This is a genomic window from Pseudoalteromonas sp. APC 3893 (assembly GCF_030408095.1).
In the GTDB taxonomy this organism is placed as follows: Bacteria; Pseudomonadota; Gammaproteobacteria; order Enterobacterales; family Alteromonadaceae; genus Pseudoalteromonas.
In genome coordinates this window covers 20,613-36,885 of sequence record NZ_JASDCD010000020.1, presented here as the reverse complement: position 1 = coordinate 36,885, position 16,273 = coordinate 20,613, and the positions used below count along the sequence as shown (strand labels likewise).

The window sequence follows — 16,273 nt, the reverse complement described above, 5'->3', positions numbered from 1 at the left end:
ATACCCCTTATTTTGTGTGCTACGTGTTAGTTGCATTAAACGTACTGTTCTACGCTTTTATTTTTTCTTATAAATAAATGAAGACCGATAAATACGACGATAAGTACAACCGGGAAGAGTAATAGGTTTTGTAAAACAGCTTGCCCAGCAACAACTTCTACTTGCTCTGGCGTAATGTTTTGCGTTTGAGCTTGCGTTTTTGCGCTATCAATCCAATTACCAATTACCGGATTCCATAAACTCATGGCAAACATGCCCGCACCACCGATTAATGACATACCCAAGGCACCCGTTTTAGGCGTGTATTCAGCAACACACCCGATCATGGTTGGCCAAAAATAGGTAACTCCGATTGCAAACATTGCAGCTGCAAAGTAAATAGCGCTGCCTTGTGCTTGGCTCATCATATATATTCCAATCGTTGAAAATATTGCTGACCCAAGCAATACACCGGAAGGACTAAAGCGATGAACTATTGGTCCTGCAAAGAAACGGCCCAGCGCCATCAGGCCAGTAATAAGCGCTAAAATAACCATAGGTGATGCACCTGATGACCCAAGAATTTGCTCAATCCATTGCTGAGTGCCAAATTCTGTTACGGCTGTTAAAGTCATGCAAATGATCAAGAATAAATACAAAGGTGACAGAAGGTTTTTCAAGTTACTGCTGGTGGAGTTTTGCTGCGCATCAAACTTAGGAAATTGAGCTGTTAGCATCATTGCGCCATAGGTAGCCGTAGGTATTAAAATTAACGCCACTTGCCATTGCCAATTAAAGCTGGCTGATGTCATCGCATTTGAAGCTAAAGCGCCAATAACAATACCGCCAGGAAACCATACATGGAAACGATTTAACATGGTGGTGGTGTTTTTTGGGTACATTTGTGCAATTAAAGGATTACACCCAGCTTCAACAGAGCCATTAGCAAACCCAATTAAAAATGTAGATATAAGTAAAGCCCAAAAACCTTCAGCAGAGATAGTTAATAAAAGCCCTGCTAGATGACAGAAAAATGCCAGAGCCACTAATTTTTTTGCGCCGATGGCATTATAAATGATGCCCCCTAGCATAGTTGCAATCGGAAAGCCTAAAAATGCCATCGCGTTGACCCAGCCAAGCTGTGTACTAGTTAAGCCAAATTGTGCGCCAAGTTGGCCTAAAATACCGGCACGAATCGCAAATGTCATTGATGTGACTATTAACGCGATACAACATAAACGAAAAATGAGGCTGTGATTCTTATTGTTATTCATTGTGTGTGATCCTGTTTAGTTAATACCTAATATCCGCTTATTTCGCTGGGTATCGCTCGCCATTGCACTAAAATCATCAAATGCTTTAGCTGTCGGGGTTATTAAGTGTTGTTGTATAAATGGCGCGCCTTCTTTAGCACCTTGCTCAGAATCTTTGATACAACACTCCCATTCCAATACTGCCCAACCATCAAAGCCATACTGAGTTAATTTACTAAATATACCGTTGAAATCGACTTGGCCATCACCTAATGAACGAAAGCGGCCAGGGCGGTCCTGCCAGCTTTGATAGCCACCATAAATACCACTTTTACCGTTTGCGTTGAATTCAGCATCTTTAACGTGAAATGCTTTAATTCGCGAGTGGTAAAGATCAATAAACGCAAGATAATCCAGTTGCTGTAACACAAAGTGACTTGGATCGTAGAGAATATTTACCCGTGGGTGATTATTAGTAGCAGCTAAAAACCGTTCAAAAGTCACGCCGTCATGTAAATCTTCACCAGGATGAAGCTCGTAGCACACATCAACCCCCATCTCATCAAAATAATCGAGAATAGGCATCCAACGTGCTGCAAGCTCCTTGAACCCGTCTTCAACTAAGCCTTGAGGGCGCTGCGGCCAAGGGTAAAAGGTGTGCCATAACAACGCACCTGAAAATGTAACGTGTGTTTTAAGGCCAAGGTTACGACTTGCTTTAGCAGCGAGCATTAACTGATCATTAGCCCACTGCGTGCGGTTAGTTGGGTCGCCGCGAAGGTGCTCTGGCGCAAAGTTATCAAACATTTCATCATATGCTGGGTGTACGGCAACGAGCTGACCTTGTAAGTGTGTAGAAAGCTCTGAAATTGTAAGCCCAGCTTGTGCAATTATGCTAGTTACTTCATCGCAGTAATCTTGGCTTTGAGCTGCTTTTTCTAAGTCGAATATCTCAGGGTTAGACGTAGGCATTTGAATTGCCTTGTAGCCTAAGTTTGACGCCCATTGGCAAATGTCTACCAATTTGTTAAATGGCGCTTCATCACTTATGAATTGCGCTAAAAATATTGCTGGGCCTTTTATTTGTTTCATCGATGATTATCCAATTTTAAATGTGTGCCATTTACTGTCTTTATTTGATGCTTCTACTGCATTTTCGATAAATGCCATGCCTCTAATCGCTTGCTTAATACCAGGTACATCAAATTGTTCATTAGTCGCTATTTCGGCTAGTTTTTTTGCTTTAATCTGTTTTGCAAAATTAACATATATATTGGCGAAAGCTTCTAGGTAACCTTCTGGATGACCTGCTGGGGCCCTAAGCGCATTTTGTGCCGCTGTGCTTTTTAGTGCTATACCAGAGCGTAGTAATACGGTCGGGGCACTGTGGCTTTTAAGCCATAAGCTATTGGGCTCCATTTGATTCCATTCGATGCTTGCTTTATCACCATAAATGCGAAGATTTAAATTATTCTCCTCACCAAGAGCTATTTGGCTGGCAAGTAATACACCTTTAGCTTGGTTATCAAATCGTAGTAACACGGTGCCATCATCATCGAGAGTTCTGCCTGGCACGACATGATTTAAATCAGCACATAATGCGGATATTTCTAAGCCGCTTACGTATTCTGCTAAGTTTGCTGCATGCACACCAATATCTGCGATACAGCAGCTGATACCTGCTTTTGCAGGATCTAAACGCCATTTAGCCTGTTTTCCTTGTTCATCTTCATTGCTGGCAAGCCAACCTTGACTATATTCAACAACTACTTTACGAATGTTGCCAAGCTCACCTTGGGCAATTCTGTGCCGAGCCTCCTTTATCATAGGGTAGCCGGTGTAAGTATGAGTCAAGCCATATAAACATTCAGTTTGGTTTAATGTTTGCTCTAAAATCAGTGCTTCTTGCAAATTGAGTGTTGCAGGTTTGTCTGAAAGGACGTGGAAACCAGACTCTATAGCGAGTTTCGCGATAGAAAAATGCAAATGATTGGGTGTAACTATAACAACAAAATCGATACGTTTATCTTCAGGAAGTTTTGCCTCTTCAATAAACATTTGTTGGTAACTATCATAGTTTCTTGAAGGGTTAATTCCCAACATATCTGCAGTCGCTCTGCTACGAATAGGGTCTGAACTGAATGAACCTGCAACTAAATCAATGAGGCCATCTAAACGTGCAGCAATTCGGTGAATTGCACCAATAAATGCACCCTCAGCACCACCGACCATTCCCATACGGACTTTTGTGTTATTCATCACACGCTCCATCTCAATAGTCGTCTATTGAATTTGGTTAATATCTTGTTATTGATAATAATCAATGAATACCAGTAGGGGTAATAAAAATTCGGTTGACAATGCAACAAATTCGGCGTTTTATGTATTTCATGTTAGCGTATGTTTTGGAATATATTATTGTGGATATACATCAAATTATAGATAAAGCAGGTGTAAATCAATTAATCTCTGCATTTGACTTATTACATGATATTTTGTTTTGGGTTAAAGATGATGAAAGTCGTATTTTATATGCAAATCAACATTTTATTGAACATAAAGGATATAAGTCATTTGACCAAATAGCCCTCAAAACTGATTTTGACTTCTCGCCAAAACACTTAGCTTTTCAATATGTAAATGATGATAAGCGTGTTATGAATGGCTATGTTGTTACCGACAGATTAGAGCTTAATAAAACATCAAATGGTGAATTAGCCTGGTTTTCCACCTCAAAAAAAGCGATTTTTTCAGATCAGGGTGAAATACTGGGGACGTATGGAGTTACACGCCATTTACAAAAAACATCGAAAGCTTTATCAAACGTAAGAGCCATTGAAGAGCCGGTTAATTTTATTCGAGAACATTACCATCGTAACATCAGCATCGAAGAGCTGGCCGAAATGGCACATTTATCGGTGAGTGCTTTAGAGCGCCGCTTTAAGAAGCATTTAGCTAAAACACCCAACCAATTTATCAACGAAATTCGATTAGAAAACGCACGTAGGTTGTTAGTTGAAACAAGCTTACCTATTTCACAAATAGCGTATCAATGTGGCTTTGCTGAGCCAAGTTATTTTAGTAAACAATTTAGGCGTTTATTTGGTGAAATACCTTCACATATGCGCGACAACATTGATAACTAACTAGTGTATCGTTTAGCAAGTTCAACCGCTGCTTGCTCAGGGGGATATTTCGCAGAGCACAGATATTGCCTGGCATCATGAGGGAGCCTTGCACTAATTTTATCTGCTATCCCGCCCATTAAACAAATATTGTTAAAGCCTAAATTCACTAGGTGCTTAATATATCGATAGGTGAAGGAGGTAGCCTGATTTAATATAGAAATTGCGAGTGGATCAGACTGCATCTGGAATACCAATGGTGCAAATCGTGCGAAAAAAACGGGCTTTTCATTAATCGCAAGTTGAGTTAACTGGCTGCTGGTTTCACAATTTAATTCGGCTAAGAGTAAGGTTATTAGTTCAGTGGGTGGTGATAAGCCATCTAAAACCTCTAGTGCATAGCGAAAAAGCGTAAGGCCCATCCAACTACCACTTGCTCCGTCACTTAATATTAAACCATGGCCGCCCAGCTCAATAACAGAAGTATTGTCAATTGCACCAGCACAAAATCCGGTGCCTAAAATAATAATAGCGCCATTGTTACCATCATGTGCGCCGTGGCACGCTATGTGTAAATCAGTAGAGAAATTAAATGAAGCAAAAGGGTGTTGCCACTGTGACATTTCGTTTTTTGAACTTTCAATTCCTGCACCTGCGAGCCCTGCATAGGCATGTATATGTGCCATCAAACTAGGTGGTAAATTTGCAGCTGCTAATGCTTGTTGGGCTGCATCAATAATTGATTGCTGAGCCACATTTACCGACGTGGCAATATTTGCGGCTCCACTCACAGCCTCTGCTAATAGTTTTCCTTGGGCATCTTCAAGGCGCACTCGACATTTAGTACCACCGCCGTCGATACCTAAATACAGTGAAGAGATAAGTTTAGTCATATGTAAGTTGCTCAAAAGATGGGTTTAAAAGTTGGCTTATGTACTGTGGCATAACTCTACCTTGATCATTTAAAACAGCAGAGTAAGCATGAAGTGAGCTTAACTTTCCTTCACAGATAGGCCATAACTCTGCAGCATTTTGCGGGTTAACACCACCACCAATAACCACCTCAATTTGATTGTTAGCACGTTTTATAATACGTCGTAATGACTCAATACCATGTAAAATGTTTTGCTCATCATTGTAGTGGGCACCATTTGTTAAAACACGATCTATCCCCAAATCGATTAGGGTTGGTATTGCATTTAATGGCTCAGCTATACAGTCAAACGCACGATGGAATGTGGTTTTTAAATTATTTTTTTGTGCTGTTGAGGCAAGGATCCTCGTTGCTGCAACATCGATCTCAGCCTCTTTTATGGCACCAAACACAACTCCGTTAGCGCCTAATTCAGCTGCTTTTTCTATTTGGTTCAGCATTTTCTTGAGTAAGGGTGCATCAACACTAAAATCATTTGCGATTGGTCTTATCATTATTAATAACTCACCATTGTTCGGAATTATTTTTGCACAGTTACTAATTGCAGAGTCTGACGGTGTTAGTCCATCTTGATGCATGGAGCTACATAATTCGATCCTACTTGCTCCTGCAATAAATGCATTTTTTACATTATCATTCAAATGAGTTTCATTATCAGAGTTTAAACAAATTTCTAGTTTTTTACCCATAGCCATTTTTTGCTAAACCTATCGTTAATTTAATAATAAAATATCGAGAACAATCACTTATTTAATAATATATACTTAACGATCTGTATTTTAAGTATTTTCAAATAAATAAACATTGATTTTTTTATTGTTTTGTACTGCTAAAAGTTATTTTTTAGCCTCAAAACTATAAACTAATATTTATTTAATTGGACCCTTTTATAAAGTGAACGCCGATTTTGTCCTATTGGTGACCGAATTTTTATTAGCACTTTTTTTTGTAGAACCCTATTCTGGGTATGTTGTTTAACAACAAATTAACTTAAAGCACACCTTAACCATACTGCTATGTATAAAAGTTAATTAGATTACAACTCACACAACATAAGAACACACAATTTACTGGAGATAGACATGAGCAATAATACTGAAACTCGACAGTTAACGAGTCTCTCACGGCGATTTAAAAAATCAACTTTGCTACTAGCTATACTTGCAAGCTCTAATATTGTTATCGCACAAGAAGAACAAGAAAAAGAACAAAGTGATGAATTTGAAGTGATAGAAGTACGTGGTATTCGTTCATCTATGGCAGAAAATTTAGCGATTAAGCGGTTATCAAACTCTATTGTAGATGCCATAACAGCTGAGGATATTGGTAAGTTTCCAGATAAAAATGTTGCTGACTCATTACAGCGTGTGCCTGGTGTCGTGATATCTCGTAGTGGTGGAGAAGGTGAAAATGTTAGTATTCGTGGACTTTCATCAGATTTAACCCTCACTCAGCTTAATGGTAATTTTATAGCATCGTCACCTGGTTCACCTTCACGTTCGTTCAGCTACTCTTTACTGCCGTCAACAATGGTTAAATCCGTTGAAGTTTTTAAATCTTCAGAAGCGCGTCTAGATGAAGGTGGAGTGGGTGGTACTGTCATCCTTAATAGTAGAACCCCATTAGACATGGAGGCAAATTCAGGCGCATTCAATGTTGAGTATACCTACGCAGATGTGACAAAAGAATACGAACCTAATTTTAGTGGTGTTTATTCTTGGAAGAATGAAGATGAAGACTTTGGTTTTCTGTTGGGTTATACAAATCAAGAGCGAACAAATAGAACATTAAGTGGTGATATGTCAACAGGTGGTGGCTGGCGTTGGGCTACAAGTAGTGACTTGCCTGCAACTGATACTAATGGTAATGAAATTACTGACAGTACAAGACGCTTTAGTGCATTAGAAGATGCTTACGGAAATAGCTATGATGGTGTGTGGGCTCCACAAGTCGCGGGTGTTGGGATCACAGAAGAAAAACGTGAACGTGTGGGAGTCCAAGCAACGATACAATGGCGTCCTACAGATAATTTAGAACTTACTTTTAATCATTTCCATTTTGAATTAGGGCAAGACAGAACGACTTCACAATTAATGATACCTGAGTGGAAATACAGCCCGGATTATTTAACAGACGTAATACTTGATGAAACTGGCACAATTGTCACGGGTATGGATTTTACCAGTGGTGCAAGCGGTAGTGAAGGAAACTTAGAATTCCCGTGGATTATTGGCAGTTATACAAAAGAAAAAGACACCTCTGATACGTATGATTTTGCGTTTGAATATGCAGGAGATGTGTTTGACTTAAGAGGAAAGTTTGGGCGTACAGAGGCCAGTGGTGGGCCGTCAGAGTCGTTTAGCGCAGCTTACAAAAGTGGTCAGCCAGCAAGTAGAAGTGACTCAGGGGTAAATGAAAATGCAGCCTCGTTTGCCGGTTGGCGTTTAGGGGATCGTGTTTCATTATATGCAGATCCTGCTTTATTGAGTAATTTACATGCAGGTATTGCCGGAGATCCAGATCCAGGCTCTACAGGTTCAAGCTTTATTGTCAGTGATTTAAAAGAAGATTATGGTCAATTAGATTTAGAATACCATATTGCGTATGGCATTCTCGATACAATTCGAGTGGGTGTTAAGCATCGCAAAGCCACACTTCATCGTGAAACAAATAATACATTCTTCATTACACAAGATGGAGCTGACCGTATAGCCAGTGGTGATTTAGATCCATTTAGTCAAGGTGCAATTGATGAAGTGGCCTATCAATGGATAGGCGGTATGCCAAATTTAGAAGATGTATTAAATCAGGAGTCAGAAAAAAATATTGCCGGAGGTTTTGAAGTTAATACCATGCCGAGTATTAACTGGCAGCAATATCGCGACATTGTTACTAACGAATATGTCAAATACACACGACGTGAGCCTGATTTTGTATTTGATATAGAAGAAGAAATCACTGCAGCATACCTACAAGCCGATTTTTCTTTTGGCGACTTTCGCGGTAATTTTGGTGTGAGGTACGTTGAGACAGAAACCCAAATTATGTCATCAGATAAAATAAATTACTTCTTAGATGATATTGATGATGTTACTGGTGAAGATATTTTAGGTGATGAACGTTTGGTCGATGTTGAAACAACGACATTACGAACCGTAAAAGATGACCGATTCTTACCGAGTTTAAACTTAGTTTGGGAAGCAAGCGACTCATTGGTAGTTAGAGCTGCGGCTGCCAAAACAATGTCACGTGCTCCTTTTAATGATTTAGGTGCACCTGAGCAACTAACATTTATCTCACAAGAATGGGCTGATGACCGCCTTGAGTTCAGGGGCAACCCTGTTGACCAAGGCTGGAGTGGGTCGGGTGGTAACAAAGCACTTGAACCATTTGAGTCTGTGCAATTAGATTTATCAGCTGAATATTACTATGGTATTGGCTCAGCGGTTGGGGTTGCCTTATTTAAAAAGGATGTAGATAACTTTATAGTACCGTTGATAATTACCTCAGAACGACCATTCGAAGGTTTTACAAACCCATTCACAGATGAAGAAATTGTGCCTGCTGGCAATATTACAGTAACTCCGTTTACGACTACGGCTAATGGCACTAATGCTACTTCTCAGGGCGTTGAAATCTTCGCACAACATTCATTTGAAAATGGATTCGGGATCAATGCGAATTACACGCTAAATGATACAAATCAGGCGGATGTAAGTGTCGACGGAGAAAAAGTTGGTGAGTCTGCTTTAGTTGGAAGTGCTGATGATCAATTTAATTTCTCTGCCTACTTTGAAAATCATGATTACAGTATTCGAGCTTCTTATAACCGTCGAGGAAAGATGGCGTTAGGGCTAGCTGATGGCTTAACTGTCTCACAAGAACCTTACCAACAAGTTGATTTAAATGCGTCATATAACCTTATGGAAAACCTTGTTCTTTCTGTTTCAGTTATTAACTTAACAAAAGAAGAGTCACGGACATATTATGGTGACGATAGTGAAAATCGCCTTCGAAGTAGTAGTTATAGCGGGCGAAGATACTACGCTGGCATGACTTATCGTTTTTAATATCCATATTAATAAGTACGTTTTAACACACTAATATTAAGTAAATAAATAACTTACCCCTGATAAATAAAATAATGACTGGGCGGGCTAGTGTGTAATCGACACCTGAACATTTAAGGCACTATCATGAATAAATTAAAATTATTAAAGCTTGTAGGCACTGGGATGCTTACTGTAGGAGTATTAAGTGGTTGCGGAGGAGGCAGTAATGATCCTCAAAAAGAAAATGTACCGGTAACACCGGATGTTACCTATGCTGAAATCGCTGGCTCAGTAATAAAAGGTGCTATAGCTAATGCTGACATTACGGTGAGTACATTAAATGGCACTGAGCTTACGATTAGTGGTGCTCAGTTTACAGATAATGAAGGTAAATTTTTTATTGAATTAGCTTCCGCCCCCGGATTTGGTATAAATACAACGCTAAAAATAAATGTTGTTACAAACGATGATTCAACAATGCTTTGCGATGCCTTGCAATGTGGTGATACAGACTTTGCCCAGTTAACGCAGGCAGGTGCCTTAGCAGGTAATACATTTACCACTTTGGGCCAATTAGCTGTTGATTATGGCAATGCTAACAATGGGGTTGAAGATGTTACTTTACAGGCAAATGCACTGACAACATTGGCAACGCAATTATTAGAGCAACAAATTATAGAAGGGAAAAATGTATCAACCACAGAGTTAATGGAGTTAGCACAAAGCCAAGTATCTGATTTATTACTTCGGGTACTCGGTATGCAGGTAACTAACAGTAATGTATTTACAACACCAGTGGTTGGTGCTGATAAACTTGAAAACTTTATCCAAGGTGAAACCTGCGAAGAGGATGAGTCAGGTGAGCAAGTTTGTGCAACCCAATATGTTGATGAAATGACAATTAAATTATCATTATTGAACGCAGCATTTGCCCAGTTTAGTGAAACTCAAACCCTTCAATCGGTGATGGAAGATGCGCAGCAGAACATTACCGCGTCACTTTTAGAAGACACCGTTGCTCTGGAAGCTGTACGCCAAGTAACATTTGATGCAATCACCATGCACCCTTTAACTGAAGAGCTAGGGTTGAGTGCTGATACTATTGTCGACTTAAAACTATCTTTATTTGATGCACCTGTATCGACAGGCCCATTACAAGAAGTAACAACACAGGAGAATTTAGTTGGTGCTGTATATACAGCAAGAAATGCTATAAGTGATGCAGAGGATGCCGCAAAAGCATTTGATTCTAACATAGAAACAAAGTGGCTAGACCATAACGATTGGTTGGGGGCACCTTCACAAGAGTCGCCTTCATGGATACAGGTTGATTTTACTAATGCTCATGCAGTGAATAGTCTTTTTATTACCAGTGCTAATGATGCACCTGAGCGAGATCCGGAAAACTTCACAATCTTAGGCTCAAATGATGGCGGAGAAACATGGGCAAGCCTTGCAAGCTTTGTCGGTGTATCATTTGACGAGCGGCTTATGCGCCAAGAGTTTAGCTTTAGTAACGGTCAAAAATATAAAAGTTATCGTATTAATATTACAAAAAACAAAAATAATGATGGCTTGGTTCAGTTAACTGATATTCAGATGGTTGGACCGGTGTTTAACAGTGTTGATCATACAAATATAGTCAACGGTGTAGCAACAGCTAGAAATAGTATTGGTGATGCAGAAAACCAAGATAAAGCATTTGATAACGACCCATCAACAAAATGGCTCGATCATAACGATTGGCTCGGAGCTCCGACAGAAGCTGAACCATCTTGGATCCAAATGGACTTTGACACTGCTGTTGCGGTCGACACATTAGCTATAACAAGTGCAAATGATGCACCTGAACGTGATCCTGAAAACTTTTCTTTACTCGCATCAAATGATGGTGGAACAACATGGCAAAAGCTTGCAAGTTGGGTAGGAGAGACCTTTGAGGAGCGAGGACAAACAAGAGCATTTTCATTACAAAATCAATTGGCTTTTTCAAGCTACCGATTAGAAATTAGTAAAAACAAGAATAATGACGGCTTGTTGCAAATCGCTAACATAGACTTAATTGGTCCAGAGCAACCAGGATTAGATCATAGTAAAGCCGATGGAGTTAGTTATAGTGCACGTTTTAGTATAAGTGATAGTGAAAGTGCTGCGCAGGCATTTGATAATGACATTAACACTAAATGGCTTGATCATAATGACTGGCAAGGGGCGCCAACCGCTGACGACCCTGCTTGGATCCAAGTTCAGTTACCAGAGGCAAAAGCCGTTAATACATTGTCAATAACAAGCGCAGGCGACGCACCAGAACGTGATCCTGAATCATTCAGCATCCTGGGGTCTAATAACGCAGAGGATTGGACTAACTTAGCATCATGGGTAGGTGAAACATTTGAAGAACGTTTTGAACAAAAAAACCTATCGTTTAGTAATACCTTAGCTTATAGCTACTATCGTCTTTCAGTCAGTAAAAATGCGAATAATGATGGTTTGGTACAAATAGCTGAAATCGCAACTATAGGCCCTGATTACGTGTTTATAGATTTAAGTCGTTTACCTGGCACCGTTTATAGTGCCCGTTATAGTATTGGTGATGGCGAAAGTCCTGATAAAGCATTTGATGGTGATACTAATACAAAATGGCTTGACCATAATGATTGGCAAGGCGCCCCTACAGCGGAAGATCCAGCATGGATTCAGGTCGATTTTACTCAACAACAAGTTGTTAGTGGCCTTGCTATTACGAGCGCAAATGATGCACCAGAGCGTGACCCTGAAAACTTCACTCTACTTGGCTCTAATGATGGTGGTGAAACATGGATTGAAGTTGCCGCATGGGTCGGTGAAAGCTGGGATACACGCTTTGAACGCCGCAGTTTTGATTTTACTAATGGCTTTGGCTATTCGAGCTATCGTTTAAATATTAGTAAAAATGCAAACAATGATGGCCTTGTACAAATAGCAGAAATTGAGTTACTTGGACTAAATAAATAGGTTTAACAGAGCAAAGGTCAGAATGATTTCTGACCTTTTTTATTAATGCCAATCTAGGTTAACCAATGAATACTAAACGAACTTTTTTAAAGCAATCCATAACTACTTTACTTGCACTGGGTGCTTCAACCTTAGCGAGCAAAAGTATTGCAGACCCTCAGCAACTTTCAACGAAATTAAGTAAATCAAAAATACGCACTAAGCCGATTGTTGTTTCTACATGGCAACATGGTGTTGCTGCAAATCAAGAAGCTTGGCGAATACTCAATGCAAAAGGGAAAGCGATTGATGCTGTAGAGGCGGGTGTGCGCATACCTGAAGCTGATCCTAATGTAATGACGGTTGGATACGGTGGCTACCCAGATAGAGAAGGTCACGTCACCCTTGATGCATGCATTATGGATGAGAATCAAAATTGTGGCTCAGTGGCGTATTTACAAAATATTAAACACCCAATTTCTGTTGCCCGATTAGTCATGGATAAAACACCGCATGTTATGTTGGTTGGTGAAGGCGCGCTACAATTTGCCAAAGCAAATGGTTTTGAAGAAGAAAACTTACTCACAGCAAAAGCCGAGAAAGCCTGGCAAGATTGGCTGGTGGAATCAAAATACGCACCTGTGATCAATATTGAAAATCACGACACAATAGGAATGCTAGCATTAGATTATGATGGTAATTTATCTGGTGCGTGTACCACCAGTGGTGCCGCTTTTAAAATGGCTGGGCGGGTAGGCGACTCTCCTATTATTGGCGCTGGCTTATACGTAGACAATGAAATTGGTGCTGCAACTGCAACAGGTATGGGGGAGTTAATGATGAAAACTGTAGGCTGCCACCTTGTAGTTGAAATGATGCGCCAAGGTATGTCACCTACCGACGCATGCAAGGCCGCTGTTGAACGTATTGCAAGTAAATTGGGTGATTATAAGCAATTTCAGGTCGGGTTTTTAGCACTAAATAAAGCCGGTGAATATGGCTCTTATTGTATTCAACCTGGCTTTGACTATGCAGTTAAATCAGAACATGAAAGTAAGCTTATCAATGCGAGCAGTTTGGTTTAGCTCACTAAAATCAGTATTGAAAAGTGAGCTGCAGAGCGGCTTTTTAAATCAGGTACTGTGTATGAATATATCGCCTAAGGTGCATTTCGTTGGGTTGGTGATGTTTTAAAGTCACCCACTATTTCACGTGGGTTTACTTCATCTTTATAGTGATTAGTTGCTGACGCCCACCACATTAATTGATTAAAAGTACGACTGTAGTAGTTCATCCATGCATTTTCGTCTTCAGTTGCTTGCACTGAACCATCTTCGTTAAATACTTCCTGAGCTTTAGGGATATGGATCATTGCAGAGACAGATAAACAACCAAGTTCAGCTAAAAACGTACGCATACCAACTGCTGCTCGCATTCCGCCCCATTGCCCTGCTGAATAGGTAACAATAGCGCTTGGTTTGTATGCAAATGATGAGCTGGCAAAATGATTTAAAAGATTCGCAAGAGCGGGGCTCATAGAGTGGTTGTATTCGGGGCTCACCATAACATAACCATCTGCTGTGGCTATTTTTTCTGCAAGGATGTTGAGTGGCTCGGGAGCTTTACCTTTGGCATAGGCGAATTGCGGTTTGAACACAGGCTCTAATGGATAATCTAATGGATCAATTAATTCAAATTGATGATCTGAATAAGTGTTTTGCAAATAACTAAGAATAGATTTCGCAACGCGCAAACCTAATCTTGCAGGTCTTGGCGGAGTGCTGTCGCGAACAGTACCCAAAAAAATAAGAAATTTCATCCTTTATACTCCTATTCGTTGTTTTAAAACTCTAAAGCGCTTTCAGTGCTTAGTAATAATCAGTCTAAACGTTTATTCGGTAAATTACCTCATACAGGATAAACATTTTAGCTGCTTTCGTTTTAAACTAATTTATGTTTTGAAAAATAAGTGAACTAGCAAATCTCATTGATATAATATAACATCTCTAAATTATTTAACTAAAGAGCTCAAAAATGAATAAAAAACTGCCCGTCACAGTTTTATCTGGCTTTCTCGGTGCTGGTAAAACCACCGTTCTTAGCCATATTTTAAATAATCGGCAAAATTTAAAAGTGGCTGTCATCGTAAATGATATGAGTGATCTTAATATCGACGCTGCTGTTATTAAAAATGAAGTGTCACTAAACCACAGCAATGAAAAACTTGTAGAGATGAGTAACGGTTGTATTTGTTGTACGTTACGAGAAGACCTTTTAATAGAAGTAACAAAACTTGCCAAAGAAGGGAGGTTTGACTATTTAGTTATTGAATCTACGGGTATTTCAGAGCCTCTGCCAGTTGCTGAAACATTCACGTTTGCCGATGAAAACAGTCGTTCATTATCTGATGTTGCAAGGTTAGATACAATGGTGACGGTTGTTGATGGCGTTAATTTTTTAAATGATTACGAACAAGCTGAATTTTTGCATGATGTTGGTGAATCATTAGGTGAAGATGACGAGCGCAGTATAACTGAATTGCTGGTTGACCAAGTGGAATTTGCTGATGTTATTTTGATCAGCAAAACAGACCTAGTTACTAAAGAGCAAATATCTCAGCTCACCGCAATTTTACATACGCTAAATACTGAAGCCAAAATTATACCTATCACATCAGGTAATGTGGCAATAAATGAAATCCTTAATACCAATTTATTTGATTTCGATAAGGCACAGCAAGCACCTGGCTGGTTAAAAGAAATGCGAGGTGAGCAAATCCCAGAAACACAAGAGTATGGAATAAGCAGCTTTAATTATGTTGCTCATCGTCCTTTTGACCCTAATAAGTTTTATCAATTTCTACACACTACTGAACAGTATGGAAAAATGCTGCGTTCAAAAGGTTATTTTTGGTTAGCCACACGGCCTGATTTTTGTGGGCAGTGGAATCAAGCAGGTGGCATTGCCGATTATGGTTTTGCAGGAATGTTTTATAAAGCCTTGCCTAAAAGTGAATGGCCGACTGATGATGAGTCATTGGAAGAAATCAATAATAAGTGGCAAGAACCGTATGGTGATATGCGTCAAGAGTTGGTTTTTATTGGGCAATCTTTAAATCAAGATGCAATCAAAGGTGCACTTGATGCGTGTTTACTCAGTGATGATATTTTGCTTAAAGGTAAAGAGCACTGGTCATCTTTGCACGATCCATTTCCAATTTGGGAGGAAGGTGTATGACTTTACTCGCCACACCTAGCATAACCCAAGAATCACTCACGCGACGTGCCGCAATAGACACAAGTCCGAATATATTTACTGATATTTATCAACCCGATGTCAATATAGTTATATGGCAGCGAAAGCTTGCCGACACGCTATCTGAAGCGGTACGTGAGCTTATAAATACTAATCAACTAAAATCGCTTGAATTAGCCGTTGCACCAGAAAAGACATTTGCAGAGCTCACTAACATTTTAGGTAGCTCAGAGGCTGCATCAATTTTGAGCGAAGACATAGCTTTAATTGTAGATATGTTTTGTTGTTTGTTTGGTTTAAAGCGAGCAGGCTTGCGTTTAACTATGCTTGATAAACCTATGTGCCCACGTTTTCATGTTGATAAAATACCTTGCCGTTTAGTATCGACTTACCAGGGGGTTGCAACACAGTGGCTTGCGCATGAACATGTGGACCGCAGTAAGTTAGGTGCAGGCAATAACGGCAAAGCAGATGAAGACTCAGGTTTATTTAAAAACCCAAAAAGTATACAGAGCCTAAATCAAGGCGATGTTGCATTATTAAAAGGAGAAAACTGGCAAGATACGCAAGGTGCAGGCTTGGTACACCGATCTCCACTGGGCAGACAAAACAGTCAGCGAGTATTATTGACGTTGGATTTTATCTAGTTCAAGTTGCAAAAACAGCAAAAGGGCGCATCAAGCGCCCTTTAGAGTAAATTAT

The 16,273-nt window shown here is 39.8% G+C and carries 12 protein-coding genes; 6 read left to right on the top strand and 6 right to left on the bottom strand.

Going from position 1 to position 16,273, the window contains the following annotated elements:
* Positions 1 to 35: 35 nt before the first annotated feature.
* From QMA12_RS17760 to QMA12_RS17750, 3 genes are read right to left on the bottom strand one after another with little or no spacing between them, the layout of a single operon-like run.
* Complete coding sequence (locus QMA12_RS17760) at positions 36 to 1,253, bottom strand: MFS transporter (protein WP_290210916.1); 1,218 nt, start codon at positions 1,251 to 1,253, stop codon at positions 36 to 38.
* A 15-nt stretch (positions 1,254 to 1,268) separates the two neighbouring features.
* Complete coding sequence (locus QMA12_RS17755) at positions 1,269 to 2,324, bottom strand: sugar phosphate isomerase/epimerase (protein ID WP_290210915.1); 1,056 nt, start codon at positions 2,322 to 2,324, stop codon at positions 1,269 to 1,271.
* 6 nt (positions 2,325 to 2,330) lie between these two features.
* Complete coding sequence (locus tag QMA12_RS17750) at positions 2,331 to 3,491, bottom strand: Gfo/Idh/MocA family oxidoreductase (RefSeq protein ID WP_290210914.1); 1,161 nt, start codon at positions 3,489 to 3,491, stop codon at positions 2,331 to 2,333.
* Positions 3,492 to 3,652: 161 nt separating this feature from the next.
* Here QMA12_RS17750 and QMA12_RS17745 point away from each other — a divergent pair, with 161 nt between their 5' ends.
* The gene (locus QMA12_RS17745) at positions 3,653 to 4,378 is read left to right on the top strand and encodes an AraC family transcriptional regulator (protein ID WP_087531608.1); all 726 of its coding nucleotides are present in this window, start codon (positions 3,653 to 3,655) and stop codon (positions 4,376 to 4,378) included.
* Here the strand turns inward: QMA12_RS17745 and QMA12_RS17740 are convergent.
* Together QMA12_RS17740 and QMA12_RS17735 are read right to left on the bottom strand one after the other, a co-directional pair.
* Positions 4,375 to 5,250: a BadF/BadG/BcrA/BcrD ATPase family protein gene (locus QMA12_RS17740; protein ID WP_290210913.1), complete on the bottom strand. Its 876-nt coding sequence runs from the start codon at positions 5,248 to 5,250 to the stop codon at positions 4,375 to 4,377. The genes QMA12_RS17745 and QMA12_RS17740 overlap by 4 nt on opposite strands.
* Positions 5,243 to 5,986 carry a copper homeostasis protein CutC gene (locus tag QMA12_RS17735; protein ID WP_290295290.1) on the bottom strand — a complete coding sequence of 248 codons (744 nt, stop codon included), beginning with the start codon at positions 5,984 to 5,986 and terminating at the stop codon, positions 5,243 to 5,245. Before QMA12_RS17735 ends, QMA12_RS17740 begins: the two co-directional genes overlap by 8 nt.
* Positions 5,987 to 6,373: 387 nt before the next feature.
* Between QMA12_RS17735 and QMA12_RS17730 the strand changes: the two genes are divergently transcribed.
* From QMA12_RS17730 to QMA12_RS17720, 3 genes are all read left to right on the top strand, one after another.
* Entirely contained in the window at positions 6,374 to 9,361 is a 2,988-nt protein-coding gene (locus QMA12_RS17730) for a TonB-dependent receptor (protein WP_290210911.1), read from the top strand.
* Between the two features lie 126 nt (positions 9,362 to 9,487).
* A complete protein-coding gene (locus tag QMA12_RS17725; protein ID WP_087531482.1) occupies positions 9,488 to 12,337 on the top strand; it encodes a discoidin domain-containing protein in 2,850 nt (949 codons plus the stop codon).
* A gap of 65 nt (positions 12,338 to 12,402) precedes the next feature.
* Entirely contained in the window at positions 12,403 to 13,401 is a 999-nt protein-coding gene (locus QMA12_RS17720) for a N(4)-(beta-N-acetylglucosaminyl)-L-asparaginase (protein ID WP_290210910.1), read from the top strand.
* A gap of 74 nt (positions 13,402 to 13,475) precedes the next feature.
* Here the strand turns inward: QMA12_RS17720 and QMA12_RS17715 are convergent, their stop codons facing one another.
* Positions 13,476 to 14,135 (bottom strand): NAD(P)H-dependent oxidoreductase, encoded by a 660-nt coding sequence (locus QMA12_RS17715; protein WP_290210909.1) that lies wholly within the window; start codon positions 14,133 to 14,135, stop codon positions 13,476 to 13,478.
* Between the two features lie 215 nt (positions 14,136 to 14,350).
* Here QMA12_RS17715 and zigA point away from each other — a divergent pair, with 215 nt between their 5' ends.
* Together zigA and QMA12_RS17705 are read left to right on the top strand one after the other, a co-directional pair.
* Positions 14,351 to 15,553: a zinc metallochaperone GTPase ZigA gene (zigA, locus tag QMA12_RS17710; RefSeq protein WP_087531479.1), complete on the top strand. Its 1,203-nt coding sequence runs from the start codon at positions 14,351 to 14,353 to the stop codon at positions 15,551 to 15,553.
* Positions 15,550 to 16,218 carry a DUF1826 domain-containing protein gene (locus tag QMA12_RS17705; RefSeq protein ID WP_290210908.1) on the top strand — a complete coding sequence of 223 codons (669 nt, stop codon included), beginning with the start codon at positions 15,550 to 15,552 and terminating at the stop codon, positions 16,216 to 16,218. The genes zigA and QMA12_RS17705 overlap by 4 nt, the downstream gene beginning before the upstream one ends.
* The last annotated feature ends 55 nt before the right edge of the window (positions 16,219 to 16,273 follow it).